This is a genomic window from Vogesella sp. (assembly GCF_046297735.1).
Taxonomy (GTDB): Bacteria; Pseudomonadota; Gammaproteobacteria; order Burkholderiales; family Chromobacteriaceae; genus Vogesella; species Vogesella urethralis.
Window position 1 is genome coordinate 56,229 of the sequence record NZ_JBKBHK010000003.1, and the last position, 16,913, is coordinate 73,141.

At 66.4% G+C, this 16,913-nt stretch carries 17 protein-coding genes; all 17 read right to left on the reverse strand.

The annotated features are described in order from the left end of the window. Nucleotides 1-14: 14 nt before the first annotated feature. The 17 genes from carB to ACK4FZ_RS04810 all read right to left on the reverse strand — a co-directional run bounded on the left by carB (nt 15) and on the right by ACK4FZ_RS04810 (nt 16,809). Nucleotides 15-3,224, reverse strand: a complete 3,210-nt coding sequence (gene carB, locus ACK4FZ_RS04730) for a carbamoyl-phosphate synthase large subunit (protein ID WP_409818491.1) — start codon at nt 3,222-3,224, stop codon at nt 15-17. Nucleotides 3,225-3,256: 32 nt separating this feature from the next. Beyond that, on the reverse strand, nt 3,257-3,904 hold the full coding sequence (leuE, locus tag ACK4FZ_RS04735) for a leucine efflux protein LeuE (RefSeq protein WP_409818492.1): 648 nt from the start codon (nt 3,902-3,904) through the stop codon (nt 3,257-3,259). Nucleotides 3,905-3,917: 13 nt separating this feature from the next. Continuing rightward, nucleotides 3,918-5,045 carry a glutamine-hydrolyzing carbamoyl-phosphate synthase small subunit gene (carA, locus tag ACK4FZ_RS04740; RefSeq protein ID WP_409818493.1) on the reverse strand — a complete coding sequence of 376 codons (1,128 nt, stop codon included), beginning with the start codon at nt 5,043-5,045 and terminating at the stop codon, nt 3,918-3,920. A gap of 209 nt (nt 5,046-5,254) precedes the next feature. Next, nucleotides 5,255-5,986, reverse strand: coding sequence for a type II secretion system protein N (gene gspN, locus ACK4FZ_RS04745; RefSeq protein WP_409818495.1), 732 nt, complete (start codon nt 5,984-5,986; stop codon nt 5,255-5,257). Next, nucleotides 5,983-6,480, reverse strand: coding sequence for a type II secretion system protein GspM (gspM, locus tag ACK4FZ_RS04750; RefSeq protein WP_144372956.1), 498 nt, complete (start codon nt 6,478-6,480; stop codon nt 5,983-5,985). The genes gspN and gspM overlap by 4 nt, the downstream gene beginning before the upstream one ends. After that, complete coding sequence (gene gspL, locus ACK4FZ_RS04755; RefSeq protein ID WP_144372957.1) at nt 6,480-7,631, reverse strand: type II secretion system protein GspL; 1,152 nt, start codon at nt 7,629-7,631, stop codon at nt 6,480-6,482. The genes gspM and gspL overlap by 1 nt, the downstream gene beginning before the upstream one ends. Then, the gene (gene gspK, locus ACK4FZ_RS04760; protein ID WP_409818497.1) at nt 7,628-8,581 is read right to left on the reverse strand and encodes a type II secretion system minor pseudopilin GspK; all 954 of its coding nucleotides are present in this window, start codon (nt 8,579-8,581) and stop codon (nt 7,628-7,630) included. The genes gspL and gspK overlap by 4 nt, the downstream gene beginning before the upstream one ends. Beyond that, on the reverse strand, nt 8,578-9,144 hold the full coding sequence (locus ACK4FZ_RS04765; RefSeq protein WP_409818499.1) for a type II secretion system protein GspJ: 567 nt from the start codon (nt 9,142-9,144) through the stop codon (nt 8,578-8,580). The genes gspK and ACK4FZ_RS04765 overlap by 4 nt, the downstream gene beginning before the upstream one ends. Further along, entirely contained in the window at nt 9,141-9,518 is a 378-nt protein-coding gene (gspI, locus tag ACK4FZ_RS04770; RefSeq protein WP_409818500.1) for a type II secretion system minor pseudopilin GspI, read from the reverse strand. Before gspI ends, ACK4FZ_RS04765 begins: the two co-directional genes overlap by 4 nt. After that, nucleotides 9,515-10,000 carry a type II secretion system protein gene (locus ACK4FZ_RS04775; RefSeq protein ID WP_409818502.1) on the reverse strand — a complete coding sequence of 162 codons (486 nt, stop codon included), beginning with the start codon at nt 9,998-10,000 and terminating at the stop codon, nt 9,515-9,517. Before ACK4FZ_RS04775 ends, gspI begins: the two co-directional genes overlap by 4 nt. A 6-nt stretch (nt 10,001-10,006) precedes the next feature. Next, nucleotides 10,007-10,444 carry a type II secretion system major pseudopilin GspG gene (gene gspG / locus ACK4FZ_RS04780; protein WP_170252294.1) on the reverse strand — a complete coding sequence of 146 codons (438 nt, stop codon included), beginning with the start codon at nt 10,442-10,444 and terminating at the stop codon, nt 10,007-10,009. Between the two features lie 48 nt (nt 10,445-10,492). Further along, on the reverse strand, nt 10,493-11,041 hold the full coding sequence (locus ACK4FZ_RS04785; RefSeq protein WP_409818504.1) for a DinB family protein: 549 nt from the start codon (nt 11,039-11,041) through the stop codon (nt 10,493-10,495). Further along, a complete protein-coding gene (locus ACK4FZ_RS04790; protein WP_409818505.1) occupies nt 11,035-11,361 on the reverse strand; it encodes a hypothetical protein in 327 nt (108 codons plus the stop codon). Before ACK4FZ_RS04790 ends, ACK4FZ_RS04785 begins: the two co-directional genes overlap by 7 nt. A 4-nt stretch (nt 11,362-11,365) precedes the next feature. Continuing rightward, nucleotides 11,366-12,571 carry a type II secretion system inner membrane protein GspF gene (gspF, locus tag ACK4FZ_RS04795; protein ID WP_409818507.1) on the reverse strand — a complete coding sequence of 402 codons (1,206 nt, stop codon included), beginning with the start codon at nt 12,569-12,571 and terminating at the stop codon, nt 11,366-11,368. Between the two features lies 1 nt (nt 12,572). Next, complete coding sequence (gspE, locus tag ACK4FZ_RS04800; RefSeq protein WP_409818508.1) at nt 12,573-14,027, reverse strand: type II secretion system ATPase GspE; 1,455 nt, start codon at nt 14,025-14,027, stop codon at nt 12,573-12,575. Beyond that, nucleotides 14,024-16,096 (reverse strand): type II secretion system secretin GspD, encoded by a 2,073-nt coding sequence (gene gspD, locus ACK4FZ_RS04805; protein ID WP_409818509.1) that lies wholly within the window; start codon nt 16,094-16,096, stop codon nt 14,024-14,026. Before gspD ends, gspE begins: the two co-directional genes overlap by 4 nt. A gap of 110 nt (nt 16,097-16,206) precedes the next feature. After that, nucleotides 16,207-16,809, reverse strand: a complete 603-nt coding sequence (locus tag ACK4FZ_RS04810) for a hypothetical protein (RefSeq protein ID WP_409818510.1) — start codon at nt 16,807-16,809, stop codon at nt 16,207-16,209. Nucleotides 16,810-16,913: the final 104 nt, after the last annotated feature.

Sequence of the window (16,913 nt, forward strand, 5' to 3'; positions counted from 1 at the left end):
CACGTGACGCCGTATCAACCCTTCAGGCTGGCGTGCAGCTGCTGCACGCTGTACACATCGAAGGCGTCCACGTGGGCCAGACCGGCACACGCGGCCTTGGCACCGGCCAGCGTGGTGTACTGCGGCACACGCATCTGCAGCGCGCTGCGGCGGATGGCGTGGCTGTCCTGGATCGCCTGGCGTTTTTCGTCCACGGTGTTCACCACCACGTCGATTTCGCCGTTCTTGATCAGGTCCACGATGTGCGGACGGCCTTCGTTCACCTTGTGCACCACTTGCACCACGATGCCGGCATCGGCCAGCGCCTTGGCGGTACCACGAGTAGCACACACGCCGAAGCCGCGCTGTTGCAGCTCGCGGGCTACTTCAATACCGCCTTCCTTGTCGCCCTGACGCAACGACAAGAACACCTTGCCGGTACGCGGCAGCTTGTCGCCGGCCGCCAGCTGGGCCTTGACGTAGGCTTCCGCGAAGGTGCGACCAACGCCCATCACTTCGCCGGTAGACTTCATTTCCGGCCCCAGGATGGTATCCACCCCCGGGAACTTGATGAACGGGAACACCGCTTCTTTCACCGCGTAGTACGGCGGTACCACTTCCTTGGTGAAGCCCTGCTCTTTCAGGCTGATGCCGGCCATGGCACGGGCAGCGATCATCGCCAGCGGCGCGCCGCTTACCTTGGACACAAACGGCACGGTACGCGAGGCACGCGGGTTCACTTCCAGTACGTAGATGGTGGTGCCCTGGATGGCGAACTGCACGTTCATCAGGCCCACCACATTCAGCGCACGCGCCATCGCTTCAGTCTGGCGGCGAATCTCGTCCTGCAGCTCGGCCGACAGGCTGTACGGCGGCAGCGAGCACGCGGAGTCACCAGAGTGCACACCGGCTTGCTCGATGTGCTGCATGATGCCGCCGATCACTACGTCGCTGCCGTCGGACAGGCAGTCCACGTCCACTTCGATGGCGTCGTTCAGGAAGCGATCCAGCAGTACCGGGCTGTCGTTGGACACTTTTACCGCTTCGCGCATGTAGCGTTCCAGGTCGGCCGGCTCGTGCACGATTTCCATCGCGCGGCCGCCCAGTACATAGGACGGGCGCACCACCAGCGGGTAGCCGATTTCTTCGGCCAGACGCATGGCGTCCACCGGGTTGCGCGCGGTGCGGTTCGGCGGCTGTTTCAGGCCCAGGTCGTTCAGCAGCTGCTGGAAGCGCTCGCGGTCTTCCGCGGCGTCGATCATGTCCGGGCTAGTACCGATGATAGGCACACCGTTGGCTTCCAGCGCGCGCGCCAGTTTCAGCGGGGTCTGGCCGCCGTACTGCACGATCACGCCGAACGGCTTTTCGATGCGGCAGATTTCCAGCACGTCTTCCAGCGTCAGCGGCTCGAAGTACAGGCGGTCGGAGGTGTCGTAGTCGGTAGACACGGTTTCCGGGTTGCAGTTGACCATGATGGTCTCGAAACCGGATTCGCGCAGGCTCAGCGCAGCGTGCACGCAGCAGTAGTCAAACTCGATACCCTGGCCGATACGGTTCGGGCCGCCACCCAGTACCATCACCTTCTTGCGATCGGTCGGCTGGGCTTCGCACTCTTCCTCGTAGGTGGAGTACATGTAGGCAGTGTTGGTCGCGAACTCGGCGGCGCAAGTGTCCACGCGCTTGTACACCGGGTGCAGTTTCAGCGCCCAGCGGTGCGCGCGTACGGCGGCCTGGTCGGTGCCCAGCAGCTCGCCCAGACGGCGGTCGGAGAAGCCTTTGCGCTTCAGGCGACGCAGCTCGTCGTAGCTCAGGCTGTCTACCTTGCGGCCGGCCAGCGCTTTTTCTTCGCCCATCAGGTCTTCGATCTGCGCCAGGAACCACGGGTCGATCTTGCTGATGGCAAAAATTTCGTCGCGGCTGAGGCCGATACGGAAGGCGTCGGCCACGGCCAGGATGCGGTCCGGGCCCGGGGAGCCCAGCTCGTGGCGGATGGCCGCTTCGTCGGTGCTGCGCGGGTCGAAGCCGGACAGGCCGGTTTCCAGGCCGCGCAGGGCTTTCTGCATCGATTCCTGCAGCGTGCGGCCCATGGCCATCACTTCGCCTACCGACTTCATCTGGGTGGTCAGACGGTCGTCAGCCTGCGGGAATTTCTCGAAGGCAAAACGCGGGATCTTGGTCACGACGTAGTCGATGGACGGTTCGAACGAGGCCGGGGTCGCGCCGCCGGTGATGTCGTTCTTCAGTTCGTCCAGGGTGAAGCCCACGGCCAGCTTGGCGGCGATCTTGGCAATCGGGAAGCCGGTAGCCTTGGACGCCAGCGCGGACGAACGCGACACACGCGGGTTCATCTCGATGACGATCATGTCGCCGGTATCCGGGTTCACCGCAAACTGCACGTTGGAGCCGCCGGTATCCACACCGATTTCACGCAGTACCGCCAGGCTGGCGTTACGCATGATCTGGTATTCCTTGTCGGTCAGCGTTTGCGCCGGGGCCACGGTGATGGAGTCGCCGGTGTGCACGCCCATCGGGTCGAAGTTTTCGATCGAGCAGATGATGATGCAGTTGTCGTTGCGGTCACGCACCACTTCCATCTCGTACTCTTTCCAGCCCAGTACCGACTGCTCGATCAGCAGCTCGTGGGTGGGCGAGGCTTCAAAGCCGCGCTCGCAGATGGCCAGGAATTCTTCCTTGTTGTAGGCGATGCCGCCGCCGGAACCACCCATGGTGAACGACGGGCGGATCAGGGTGGGGAAACCCACCTTGGCCTGGGCTTCCAGCGATTCTTCCATGGTGTGGCACACGAAAGACAGCGGGCAGGACAGGCCGATCTTGGCCATGGCTTCCTTGAAGCGGCCGCGATCTTCGGCTTTGTCGATGGCGTCTTCGGTGGCACCGATCAGCTCAACGTTGAATTTTTCCAGCACGCCGTTACGCGCCAGGTCCAGCGCGCAGTTCAGCGCGGTCTGGCCGCCCATGGTCGGCAGGATCGCGTCCGGGCGCTCCTTGGCGATGATCTTCTCTACCACTTGCCAGGTAATCGGCTCGATGTAGGTCACGTCGGCCATGTCCGGGTCGGTCATGATGGTGGCCGGGTTGGAGTTCACCAGGATGACCTTGTAGCCTTCTTCGCGCAGCGCCTTGCACGCCTGGGCGCCGGAGTAGTCAAACTCGCAGGCCTGGCCGATGACGATCGGGCCAGCGCCAATGATGAGAATGCTCTTGATATCAGTACGTTTCGGCATGGTTATCGCTCAATTCAATTCAATTATTCAATTCACAGACTGGCTGCGGCCAACTTGGCGCCAAAGCCGATGAACATCGCCCCGACCGAGCCGCCCATGGCGGCCGACAAGCGGCGGCGGCGGCGGAAGGCATCGGCCAGATGGCTGCCGGCCAGGATGATCATCGTCAGGTACAGCAGGCTGAAGCACTGCACGATGGCGCCCAGCACGGCAAACGTCAGCGCCGGGTAGGCATAGGCCGGATCGACGAACTGCACGAAGAACGATACGAAAAACAGGATCGCTTTCGGGTTCATCAGGCTGATCAGCAGCGCCTTGCGGAACGGGTTGGCCGCATCGACCTGCCGCGCTTCGGCGGTCGCCTGCGGCTCGCCGGCACGGCGCCACGCCTGCCAGCCGCCTTTCAGCATGTTCAGGCCGATCCAGGCCAGATAGCCGCCACCCAGGTACTTCACGATGGCAAACAGCGCCGGGTTGGTCTGCAGCAGGCCGGCAGCACCGGTGGCTGCCAGCGTCATCAGGATCAGGTCGCCGGCAAACACCCCGGCGGCACCGGCAAAGCCGGCGCGCGCACCACGCTGGGCCGCGACGGACAGCACGTACATCGAGTTGGGCCCCGGCAGCAGGATGATGAAAATGGTGCCGAGGATGTAAGTGGTGAGGTCGGTAATGCCCAGCATGATGGTCTCCCGATCAGGCGCGTTCGGCCATGGCGGCGATGAAACGGTCAAACAGGTAGGCGACATCTTCCGGGCCCGGGCTGGCTTCCGGGTGGCCCTGGAACGAGAACGCCGGACGGTCGGTCAGCGCAATGCCCTGCACGGTCTGGTCGAACAGCGAACGATGCGTCACACGCACGTTGGCCGGCAGGCTGGATTCGTCTACCTGGAAACCGTGGTTCTGGCTGGTGATCATCACGCGGCCGCTGTCGAGGTCCTGCACCGGGTGGTTGGCACCGTGGTGGCCGAACTTCATCTTGGACGTCTTGGCACCACTGGCCAGGCCCAGCAGCTGGTGACCCAGGCAAATGCCGAATACCGGCAGCTTGGTGTCGAGGATCTCGCGGATGGCGCTGATGGCGTAGTCACACGGTTCCGGGTCGCCCGGGCCGTTGGACAGGAACACGCCGTGCGGGTTGAGCGCCAGCACGTCCTTGGCCGGGGTTTGGGCCGGCACCACGGTCAGCTTGCAGCCACGCTCGGCCAGCATGCGCAGGATGTTGTGCTTGACGCCGAAGTCGTAGGCCACCACGTGGAACGGGGTGTCGGTCTGTTCGGTGTAGCCCTGGCCCAGGCGCCACTCGCGCAGGTTCCAGCTATAGCTTTCCTTGCAGCTCACCACCTTGGCCAGATCCTGGCCTGCCATGCTGCCAAAACCGCGGGCCAGTTCAACGGCACGGGCTTCGTCGATGTCACCGGCCATGATGCAACCGGCCTGGGCACCTTTTTCGCGCAGGATGCGGGTGAGTTTGCGAGTATCGATGTCGGCAATGGCGACAACGTTGTTCTTCACCAGATAATCGGACAGCGAATCTTCCGAACGGAAGTTGCTGTGCAACAGCGGCAGATCGCGAATGATCAGGCCGGATGCAAAAACGGCGCCGGACTCGGTATCTTCCGAGTTGGCGCCGACGTTTCCAATATGGGGATAGGTCAGAGTGACGATTTGCCGGGTATAGGACGGATCGGTGAGGATTTCCTGATAACCGGTCATGGCGGTATTGAATACCACCTCTCCGACGGTGTGGCCGCTGGCTCCGATGGCAACGCCTTTGAAAAGGGTGCCGTCAGCCAAGGCTAGAATCGCGGGTACGGTTGTCACTGGCTGGCTCCTGAATAATGGTCTTTTGAATCGCTTTATATAACAAACGGGACACCACGCCGTAGCGCTTGTCCCGTTCGGTTAAACTTTTCGATTATAACCCGATTTTCTGTTTTTTCAATGGTTTTGGCGGAACAATTTTTCGCTTATCAACAAAAACAGGCACTTGCTGCGGCCAACCTGTCCGGCAGGCACAGTTGACGAAAACGTCAACGCAGCTGCCAGGCCACGCTGGTGGGCCCGTTGGGCTGCCCCAGCATCAGCAATACCGGTTTCAGCGCCTCGTAATCGGCCGCCTCGCTGGCAGCGGTGCCGGCAAACTGCAGGCCGTTACCACTATAGCTGCCCTGCCCCTGCATTTGCAGCGGGCCGTGCACGGTACGCAGGGTCAGCAGTACCTGGCTGCCCTGCCCTTGCGCGTCCAGCGCATAGCTGCCAAACGGCTGCAGTCGCGACAACGGCGAGCTGGCCGCCTGCCAGCCCAGCGTCGCCACGCCTTGCACCTGGCCACCGGCCAGCTGCCACTGCGGTACGTTCAGCTGCAGCATGCCACCCAGCCGCGCGCTGTGCCAGCGTGGCGAAAAGGCGGTCACCGCCGCCACCGGCACCTGCAGCTGCAGGTTTTCCACCGTCACACCGCCCCACTGCAGCCGCGCCTGGGCTATCGTGCCGTCGCTATCGATCTGCCAGCCCAGTGCCAGCTGCCGCAAGGCGGCGGGTTGCCAGCGCCACGCCAGCCGTGACATCGGCAGCACCTCGCCCGACGCCGCCACGTACATCAACTGCCCCTCGCCCTGCCACACGGTGCCACTGGCCGCCGCCAGCCGCCAACGCTGGCCAGTAGCCGCCGCCAGCCGTGCGTCCAGCAGGCTGGCCGGCAGATGGGCCAGTAAAGAAGCGCTGCCCACCAGCAGCAGCATCAGCCACGCACCACGCCTCATGCTTCCCCCCCGGCGTGCGCCAGCACCGCGTCCAGCTTCACCCGCCCCGGGCCGGCGGCATCGGCTTGCAAGCGCAGTATGCGCACTTGCTGTGCCGCCAGCGTACCGGTGGCTTTCACCCAGTCGTCAAACGCCACCTCGCCGCTGACGCGCACGCCAAAACCGCCCTCTTCCGCCAACTGCAAGTTACCCAGCCCGGCCTGCTGCAACAGCGGTTGCAGCATCAGCTTGAGCTCGGCGGCGGCCAACGGCGCCACTTCGGCTTGCGGCTTCAGCCCGCGTGCCTCGCTGGCCAGCGTCGCCACCAGCTGTTTCTCGGCCTGCAAGCCGGCGACCGAGGCGGCCAGCCTGGCCGACTGGCGATGCGCCGGCTCCCATAGCGCCACATAGAACAACGCCCCGCCCAGCACGATGGCCATCAGCAGCAACAGGCGCTGCTCGCGCTGCGACAGCTGCTGCCAGCGCTGTCGGCCTTGATTGATCAGGTTCTGCATTACGGCTTCCTTGTCAGTATCCACTCGCGCTGGCCCTGCTCGGTTTGCGCCGAGCTCAGCAGCCACTGCCGCGCCGCCAGTTGCTCGCGCCAGCGCGCGGCCACCTCGGGTGCCAGCGTCGGCGCCACGAACGCCAGGCGGCCAGCCTCATACCGCAGCTGAGCCAGCTGCAGTTGGCCGCCGCTGACGGCAGCCAGCTGCGCCATGGCCGCCACTGCATCGTCGCGCGCCGGCAGGCCGCGACTGAGGCGCAGGCGGTCGACTGCGCGCAGCATCGGCAAGGCGCTGCTCCCGGCCACCGCCTGCGGTGCCCACGGCTGCACCAGCTGGCGGATGTCCTGCTGCAGGCTGCGCTTTTGCCACGCGTACCAGCCCCACTGGCCGCACACCAGCGCCGTCTGCGCCAGGATGAGCGCACCCAGAATCAACCCGCTGCGGCGCAGCAGCGGTGCCAGCGCACGCCACTGGCGGTCTGCCGCCAGCTCGCCCTGGGCAAAATTGACGCCCTGATGGCGCCCGAGCTGCCACTGCCAGCGCGGCAGCGCTTGCACCTCGACCGCCGGCAAACCGGCCGGCGCCTCGCCCAACAGCGTAATGCTGGCCGGGGCCGGCGCGGCGGCCAACCGGGGCAGCAGTAGGCCGACGCTGGCCGCCGGCAAGAAGCCGGCCTGGCCGTACGGCTGCCGCAGCAAATAGCCGTGCTCGCCCTGCGCCAGCACCCAGCCGTCGGCAGCGGGCACGGGCAGCAGGTGTTCTTCCGGCACGATGCGATCGGCCAGCCGGCCCAGCTGGCGCAGCATGGCCACCGCGCGGCGCACCGGCGCCGCCTCGCACACCCCCACCACCCGTTTGCCATCCGGCAGCCGCTCGCCCGGCGCGTACAGGTTGGCCGCCGGGTCGTTGCCCAGCTGTTCTTCCAGCGCGTAGCCGATCACGGCCGGCTTCAGCTCGCGCCCGGCCGGCAGGCTGGCGGCGATGAACAGCGTGCGGCCAGCCGGCAACACCAGCTCCAGCTGCTCGCTGCGCGGCCACGCCGACGGCGGGCCGTCGCCCTGTTCGCGGCACTGGCCGTGGCGGTCCAGCAAGGCCCACGGCAAGCCGGGCTCGCTATCGGGCCAGCCCGGCCGCCAATACAGTCTCAATACACTCATGGTTCCCCCGCGCCTGCCGCTGCGGCCGGCACGACGCCTTCGTCGCGCCACCACACCTTGCTGGCTTGTTCGTTACGCTGCAGCAGCGCCTGCACCCGCAGCACGCTGCGCGGGTGACGGATGGTGCTGTCCAGCAGGAAGAAATCGCTGCGCACGCCGTAGTCCACCGCCAGCGGGGTCAGCCCGCCGGTGAGACGCAGGCCGAAATCGGCGCGATCCTTGAAATAGTTGCTCTGCCGCTGATTCGCCAGCGCCTGCGCCTGACCGCGCCCCAGGCCCGGCACCAGGGCCATCAGCAGCGGCAGGCTGGCGGTGTTGACGTTGATGGCGGTGCGCTGCGGCAGCACCGCCAGGTGCGGTGCCAGCGTAGCCAGCACCTGCGGCGTATAGCCCTTGACCCAGCGCAGCTGCTCGACGCGGCGCAGGCTGGCCAGCGGCGGAATGGCGTACGGTGCGGGCAGCGCGGCGTACCAGTCGGCCTCGGCGCCTTGGGCGCGGGCGTCGTTATCGTCGTCCAGCCAGTCCAGCAAGGTGTCGGCCAGCGCTGCCGGCAATTGCAGCTGCTGCAACAAGCGGCGGTAGAGCTGGGCTTGCAGCTCGTCCGGCTTGCCGTCCTGCTGCATCAGGTTTCGCACGTTGAAGCGGCCTTGCGCGTCGGACAGTTGGCCGCTGATGCGCGTCTGCTCGGCTTCGGTTTGCGGCAGCGGCTGCGCCCACAACTCGCCAAGGTAATCCACCGCGCCGCTACTGCGCGCGTCGAAGGCCAGGATGTCGCCGGCCCAGCCGGTACCGGCATCGGCAATCAGGCGGATATCGGCGCGGGCACGGTCGTTGTCGGCCTGGCGCCACCACAGGCTTTGCTGCCATAGCACCGTTGCCGCAGCAGTGGCGGCCAGCGCCACGATCAGCAGCGCCATGATGATGGCCATGCCCTGTTGCTGCCGCTTCATGGCAAGGCCCAGACGCGGCGCACCGCTTCGTCGCCCGGCATTGCCACGCGCATTTCCAGCGCCCGCGCCTGCGGCCGCTCGCTGATCACGGCCGGCGGCCACTGCGTGTGCCACTGGCCGTTAGCCGCCAGCACACGCCAGCTGATGCGGTAATCGCCGGCCAGCAGCGGCAGGCTGCCGGTTGCGGGGGTACTGCCGGACGGGCCGGCCAGCCACTGCAAACCGGCGCCGGCGCGGTACCACACGCGCTCCTCGCCGTCCGGGTAGCGCTGCGACGCCAGCTGCAACTGCAGCGCCTGGCCCTGACCATCGCCCTGCAGTTGCAGCACGGCCTGGGGTTGGCCGCTGTCGTCGGAAGCCGGCTGCCGCGGCAGGCGCTGCAGGTCGGCCTCGACGCGGCGCAGCACCCGCGCCAGCTGTATCCAGCGCTCGCCGGTCTGCATGATGTGTTCGCGCGCGTTCAGCAGGTTGCCGAAGGCGCGGTAGCCCATCACGGTGAGGATGGCCAGCAGGCTCATCGCCACCAGAATCTCGATCAGGGTCAGCCCGGCTTGCCGCTTCATGGTTGCACCGCCGGGTTGCGCACAAAGCCGGTCATCTCGGCCAGCACGTAGCGCTGGGCGCCGGGCTGCAGCACGCGGATGACGACCTTGCGAAAGTTGCCGTTAGGGGTGTCGCTGACTTCGCGCTCCCAGCGCAGGCGGCGGCCGTCGCTGTCGGTTTCGCCTTGCTGCAGGCCGGGGCCGGGCCATTCGCGCTGTGCCTGCAACAGTGCCAGCTGGTTTTGTGCCTCCCAGCTGGCGATCATGCGCTGCTTCATCTGTTCGCTATTGTCGGCAGCCACGCCGCCGGCGCGCAATAGCGCCGACAAAGCCACCGCCATGATGGCCAGCGCCACCAACACCTCGAACAAGGTGAAACCGTGCTGCCGCCTCATGGCGCGGCCTCCACCGTGACGGTACCCACCGGCGACAGCTGGATGCTGCGCGCGCCGCTTTCGGCACGCAGCTGGATAGCCAGCGCCGGCGGGCGCCCGTCTTGCCACAGCAGGATGGCGCCACTGGCCGGTTTGCCGTCCAGCAGCAGGCCGTCACCGCGCAAGCCCTCCGGCAACGGGCGGTCGGCAAAGAAGGCGTCGCGGCTGGGCTGCCAGCCGCCCTGGCTGTCGGCCACGCGCCAGTGCGCGCCGTCGGCTTGCCAGTCCAGCGCCAGCGCCTCGCCCATTTCGGCGGCGTCCACGGCTTGTTCCAGAATGCGGGCCAGCCGGTAGCTTTCGTCTTCCAGCTGGCGGTGGCTGTCCGGGCGCAGGCTGAAGCTGACCGTGGTCGCCATCACGCCGATGATGAGCAACACCACCATCACCTCGATCAGCGTGAAGCCGCCTTGCGGCCAACGTTGGCCGCAGCCTGCGCACAGCATGCCGGTTTACAGCGCCCAGGAGCCGATATCGGCGTCGTTGCCCTCGCCGCCCGGCTCGCCGTCGGCGCCCAGACTGAGGATATCCACCTCGCCGTGGCTACCCGGCGACGCGTACTGGTAGGGGTTGCCCCACGGGTCGTTCGGCAGGCGCTCCAGGTAGCCGCCCGGCTTCCAGTTTTTCGGCGCCGGGCCGCTGGCCGGCTTGCTCACCAGCGCTTGCAGGCCCTGCTCGGTGGTGGGGTAGCGGGTATTGTCGAGCCGGTACAGCTTGAGCGCCTGCATCATGGCGCCGATGTCCTGCTTGGCGGCCACGATGCGCGCCTCGTCTGGGCGGCTCATCACCTTGGGTACCACCAGCGCGGCCAGCACGCCGAGGATGACGATGACCACCATGATCTCGATCAGGGTAAAGCCGCGCTGGGCGGCGGGTTTGAGGCGTTTCATGTTAGCTCCCTTGTGCATGGATGGCCGGCAACGGTGGCCGGCCTGATATCAGTTGCGGTGCGCCGCCGTATCCGGCAGCAACACCAGCAAGTCGGTCACGCCCACGTCCACGCCAGCCTGGCTCAGCAGGGTGCTGGCCTGGCCACGATGGTGGGTCTGGTGGTTGAAAAAATGCAGCAGTACGCCGCCCAGCGCCTTGACGCAGGCATCGCCGCGCATCGAACGGTAGGCCAGGTCTTGCGCCAGCACGCGCTCGTCCTGCGTGGCGGCCCATTGCTCGATATAGCTATCCAGCTGCTGGCGTAGCGCGGCCAGCTCGGCAAGGTTGGCCGCAGGCCGGGCGTCCAGTGCCGCCGGCTGCGGCCACGCCAGCAGCGGCTGCAGCACGTCGGCGCCGACAGGCAAGCTGGCGAAGCGGCGCAGCCAGACGGTATCGCCCACCACGATGTGGCTGAGCGTGCCGAACAGCGAACCGAAAAACGCACCACGTTCGGCGTGCAATACCTCGTCCGGCAGGATGGCGGCAGCCTGGTACAGTTTGTCGTTCATCCAGCGGTTATAGGCGGCCAACTGGCGGGCAGCGGCGGGGGTCAGCATGGCGTGGCTCCGGTATACCGTTCGGCCAGCTGGCGGCGGCAAACGGCCAGCTGCGTTTGCTGGCGGGCGTAGCGCTGCCAGCGCCACAGCCGTAACGACAGGGCCAACGGCAACGGCAGGGCCAGCAAGGCCAGCCACAGCACGGGTTCGGCCACGCTGTGGCGCTGCGCGTACAACCACGCCAGCGCGGCCAGCTGCAACAGCAAAGGCCAGAGCAAGGCAGCCAGCGTCAGGCTTGCCGGCGGCGATACCGCCTCGGCCAGCAGCCGTTGCTCCTCTGCCAGCAAGCGGCCGGTACGTTCAAGATCTATTGGCGTCATGGCATTACCTCACCATCTGGTTCATGTCGATGATCGGCATCATGATGGCCATCACGATCAGCAGCACCAGCCCGCCCATCACCAGAATCAGCAGCGGCTCCATCAGCGTGGTGAAGGTGGCCAGCTTGCGTTCCACTTCCTGCTGCTGCTGGACGGCGGCGCGATCCAGCATGTCGGCCAAGCGGCCGCTGGCTTCGCCGCTGCCGATCAGGTGGATCAGCACCGGCGGAAACTGGCGCGTACTGCCCAGCGCCCGCGACAGCGCCGTGCCCTCGCGGACTTTGTTCATGGTGTCGGTCAGTGCGTCCTGCATCGGGATCAGGCTGACAATGCCGCGCGCGGTGTCCAGCGCAGTCAGCAACGGCACGCCGGAGCCCACCAGAATCGACAGCGTGCTGGCCATGCGTGCGGTGTTGAGCGCCTGCAGCAGGCGGCCGATCACCGGCAGGCGCAACAGTTGGCCGTGCCAGGCGCGGCGCAGGGCCGGCACCTGCAACAGGCGCCAGCTCCCTGCGGCGGCAGCCACCAGCAGCAACAGCAACACCACGCCCCAATCGCGCAGGAAGTGGCTGCTGGCCACCAGCATGCGCGTCAGCAGCGGTAGCGTCTGCTTGCTCTGGGCAAACACGCTCACCACCTGCGGCACCACGTACGCCATCAGCCCGCCCACCACCAGCAGTGCCACCACGGTGACTACCGCCGGGTAAGCCATGGCCAGCGCCACTTTCTGCTGCGTGTGCTGGCGCTGGTCCAGGTAATGCGCCAGTCTGGCCATCACCTCGCCCAAGTAGCCGGATTGCTCGCCGCCCTGCACCAGCGAACGGTACAGGCTGTTGAACACGGCCGGCGCCCCGGCCAACGCCTGCGCCAGCGATTTGCCTTCCAGGATGTCGCTGCGCACCTGAGCCAGCACGGCACGGGTGCGCGGGTGCTCGCTTTGCTCGGTGATGGCGGCCAGCGCGCGCTCCAGCGGCAGGCCGGCGTCCAGCAGCGTGGCCAACTGCTGGGTGAACATCACCAGCTCGGCACGCGGCAGGCCACGCGCCAGCAGCGAGTGGCCACTGCGCGGGGCAGCCACGCTGTCGATTTCCAGCGGCAACAGGCCACGCTCGCGCAGCTGGGCGCGGGCAGCGCGAGCGGAGTCGGCCTCCAGCAGGCCGCTGTGCTCCTTGCCGGCAGCGTCGAGGGCGGTGTACTTGAATGCGGCCAACTCAGCTCCTCGTCACGCGCAGGATTTCTTCGAGGCTGGTTTCGCCGCCGCGTACCCAGCGCAGACCGTCGTCGCGCAGGCTGCGCATGCCGCACGACAGCGCGTGGGCGCGCAGTTCGGCTTCGCTGGCGCGGTCGTGAATCAGCTTTTGCAGCGTGTCGTCCACCTGCAGCAGCTCGTACACGCCGTAACGGCCGCGATAGCCGCTGTTGCTGCACGCCGGGCAGCCCACCGGGCGGTAATGCCGCACGCCCGGCTCGCCATCCAGCGGCAGCGGGTGCGGCTGCTTGCACTGCGGGCACAGGCGGCGCACCAGCCGTTGTGCCATCACGCCCAGCAGGCTGGACGCCAGCAGGAAGGGCTCCACGCCCATGTCGGTCAGCCTCGTAATGGCACTGGCAGCGTCGTTGGTGTGCAGCGTGGCCAGCACCAGGTGGCCGGTGAGCGAGGCCTGCACGGCGATCTGCGCGGTTTCCAGGTCGCGGATTTCACCGATCATCACCACGTCCGGGTCCTGGCGCAGGATGGCGCGCAGCGCCTTGGCAAAACTCATGTCGATCTTGGCGTTGACCTGCGTCTGGCCGACGCCGTCCAGGTGGTATTCCACCGGGTCTTCCACCGTCATGATGTTGGTGTGGCGCGCGTCCAGCCGCGATAGCGCGGCGTACAGCGTGGTGGTTTTGCCGGAGCCGGTGGGGCCGGTCACCAGCAAGATGCCGTGCGGCTGGCGGATCAGGCCGTCCACTTGCTGCAAGGTATCGGCGGCCATGCCCAGCGTGGCCAGGTCCAGCCGCGCCGCTTCTTTATCCAGCAGCCGCAACACCACGCGCTCGCCGTGGCTGGTGGGCAGCGTGGATACCCGCACGTCCACCGGGCGCCCGCCCAGCCGCAGCGAGATGCGGCCATCTTGCGGCAGCCGCTTTTCTGCGATGTCCATGCTGGCCATGATCTTCAGCCGCGACACCATGGCGGCGTGCAGCGCGCGGTGCGGCGTCACCACGTCGCGCAGCGTGCCGTCCAGCCGGAAACGCACCAGGCTGCGGTCTTCGAAGGCTTCGATGTGGATGTCGGAGGCGCCGTCGCGCAGCGCCTGCGTCAGCAGCGCGTTGATCATGCGGATGATGGGCGCGTCGCCTTCGGACTCCAGCAGGTCTTCCACCTCAGGTAGGGAGTCCACCATCGCGTTCAGGTCCAGGCTGTCGCCGATATCGTCCACCACGCCGGCGGCGCCGTCGCTGCGGTTGGCGTACAGGCTGGACAGGCGACGGTCCAGCTCGTCGGCGGCCAACGTTTCAACCAGATCGGGCGCACCGTGCAGGCGCAGCACCTCGCTGATGGCGGCCGGCGGCGTGGCATCGTCCAGCAGCAGGACGCGGCCGTCGGGGCCGTCTTCCAGCACGATGCGCTGGCTGCGGGCAAAGGCAAAACCCAGCACCGGGTGGCGGGCCACGCTCATGGCGCTACCGTGCCGCTATTGCCCGGCAGCGGCAGTTGGCCGCGCTGCTGCAGCTGTTGCAGCAGGCCGCCGGCTGGGGTGGACTGGTAGGCATCGGCCGCATTCAGCGGCAGCTTGCCGTCCTGGCGCTGGCGCTCGCCGATCACGTAGTCGTAGCGGTCGCCGGCCACGTTTCGCGCCGCGGCGTCATCGCGCAGGATGGTGGGCTTCAGGAACACCATCAGGTTGGTTTTCTTGCGCTGCTTCTGCTGGTATTTGAACAGCCAGCCCAAGACGGGAAGGTCGCCCAGCAGCGGCACCTTGTTTTCGCCGTCGCTTACCGACTCCTGGATCAGGCCGCCGATGGCGACGATGCTGCCGTCGTCTACCGTCACTGTGGTTTCAATGGCGCGCTTGTTAGTGGTAAGGCCGGCCGGGTTGTTGCGGCTGGTCTCCTCTACCGACGATACCTCCTGCAGGATCTTCATCTTCACCAGGCCGCCTTCGGAAATCTGCGGCGTCAGCTTCAGCGTCAGGCCCACGTCCTTGCGTTCGTAGGTCTGGAACGGCGACGACACGCTGCTGTTACCGCTACCGCTAGCGTTACCGGTATTGCTATAGCTGCCAGTAAGGAAGGGCACGTTCTGGCCGATAACGATCTTGGCTTCTTCGTTGTCCAGCGTCATCAGGTTCGGTGTGGACAGCACGTTGCCGTCGGCTTCTTTTTCCAGTGCCCGCGCCAGCAAGCCCAGGTTCAGTACCTGGCCAACACCCGGAATATTGACCGTGCCCTTGCTGATGCCGATGGTCATGCCGCTGCTGCCGGCCAGCGCGCTGATGCCGGCAGTACCACCGGTAGCCACGTTGAGAATGCCGGGGTTGCTGGTGCCGGGGAAGTTGGTGCCGCCGATAACGCTGGTGCCGCCGTTACCCAAGCCGGACAACGACTGCCACTGGATACCCACTTCCTGCGCCCGCTCGGCCGACACCTCCATCACCAGCGCCTCGACAAACACCTGGGCGCGGCGACGGTCCAGCATGTCGATGACGTTGCGCAGGTTCTGGTACATGGCGTCCGGCACGTTCATGATCAGCGCGTTGCTGGCGCTGTCGGCCTGGATCATATTGCCCAGCGGGCCGCTATTGTTGTCGGCGGCCTTGCTGGCCTGCGCGGTGTTGTTGCCGGCGTTGGCCGCCGGCGTAGTTGACGCCTGGTTACTGCCCGCCTCGCTGGACAGCAGGCTGCGCAGCGTCTGCGCCACGCGGCTGGCTTCGGCGTTGCGCAGGTACACCACGCGCACGTTGGCGCCGGCCTGGCTGGGCTGGTCCAGCAGCGTCAGCAGGCTGCGGATCTTGCTGAGCCTCCCGGCGGTATCGGCGCGCACCAGCAGGCTGTTGCTGCGCAGGTCGGGCACGATGGTGATACGGCCGCCATCGGCAGCGTTGGCCGCACCGGTGCTGGCTTCCTGCATCAGCTTGTTCAGCTGGCTGGCCATTTCCACTGCCGACGCGTACTTCACCGGCAGCACCACGGTATCGGCGGCGCTGGCGCTTTCAATACTGTCGATGATGGCTTCGATGCGGCGGATGTTGTCGGCGTAGTCGGTCACCACCACGGCGTTGGCCTGCGGCATGGCCGCCACGGTGTTGTTGGGCGAAATGAGGGGGCGGATTACCGGCACCAGCTGGTTGGCGCTGCCGTGGCGCAGGATGAACACCTTGGTGATCAGGCGGTCGCCGTCACCACGGCGCGCATTGCCCACCCGGGCGTGCAGCTTGGCATCGGCCTCCGGCACGATCTTGATCACGCCATCGCCTTCCACCGCCGTAAAGCCCTGCATGCGCAGGCTGGACAGCAGAATCTGGTAAGACAGCTCGCGCGGTACCGGCCGGGCCGACACGATATTGACCGTGCCCTTTACCCGCGGGTCCAGCACGAAGTTTTTACCGGAGATATCGCCGATAGCCTTCACCACGGTGTCGATGTCGACGTTGACGAAGTTCAGCATTACCGGCTCGTCCGGCGCGGCATAGGCTTGGCAAGCAAATACCAGCGCCAGGGCACCGGCCAATCGTGCTATCTGCATCATGAGTGTTGTCGTTGTTGTTTGTGTTGTGTCAGTACGGTAAACAGTCACCGCGCCAGCGGAAGCGCCAGCCTAACGCCGCGCCGGGGTTTCGATAAACCCTCGCGCCGCAGTCAATCCTTGTTGATGGGTTCGGCGCGTGGTGGTGATGCCTGGCTACCGTCAACCGGCGCGGCCTGCAGGTACTGAGGGGGGACCACCGGCACAGTTTGCTGCGGTGGCGATATCGGCACCATGCTGCTACTGGTAGCAGGCAGCGTCTGCGGTACAGCCGTGGCAGGGGTTCGCTCCAGCGCCACCCTTACCTCTCCGCCCCCCTGCTGCTGAATGACGATGCCGCGGCCATCCACCTTGCGCAGCCACCAGCCGCCGGGCGACTGCTCGCCCATGCGCAAAGGCAGCATCTGGCCGTTTTCCAGCACGATGGCAAAGTCCTGCCGCGAGCCGTGGCCGCCGCCCAGCACGCCCAGTACCTGCAACGGCGGCGCAGCCTGGGCCACGGCCTGCTGACTGCTACCGAACCAGGCTTGCTGTGCCACGCTGCCAGCAGCGGCCTGCGGTTGTGGCATGTCCAGCGTACGCAAAGCAGGCGCAGACGGTGCCAGCAGCTGGGTGGCGGTGGCGACCAGCCACCAACTCGCCAGCGCAGCAGCCAGTAGCGGCAAGCCGGCAGGCAACTGCCGCGCAAGACTGCGAATGTTGTGTATCGGCATCATGTCAGGGCAATCGCAAGGGGAAACAAAACAGAAAGAGTAATGAAGACGGCATGGATGGGCAAGCATCCTACACTGGCCGCATTGCCAGCAGATGAAAACGCCGG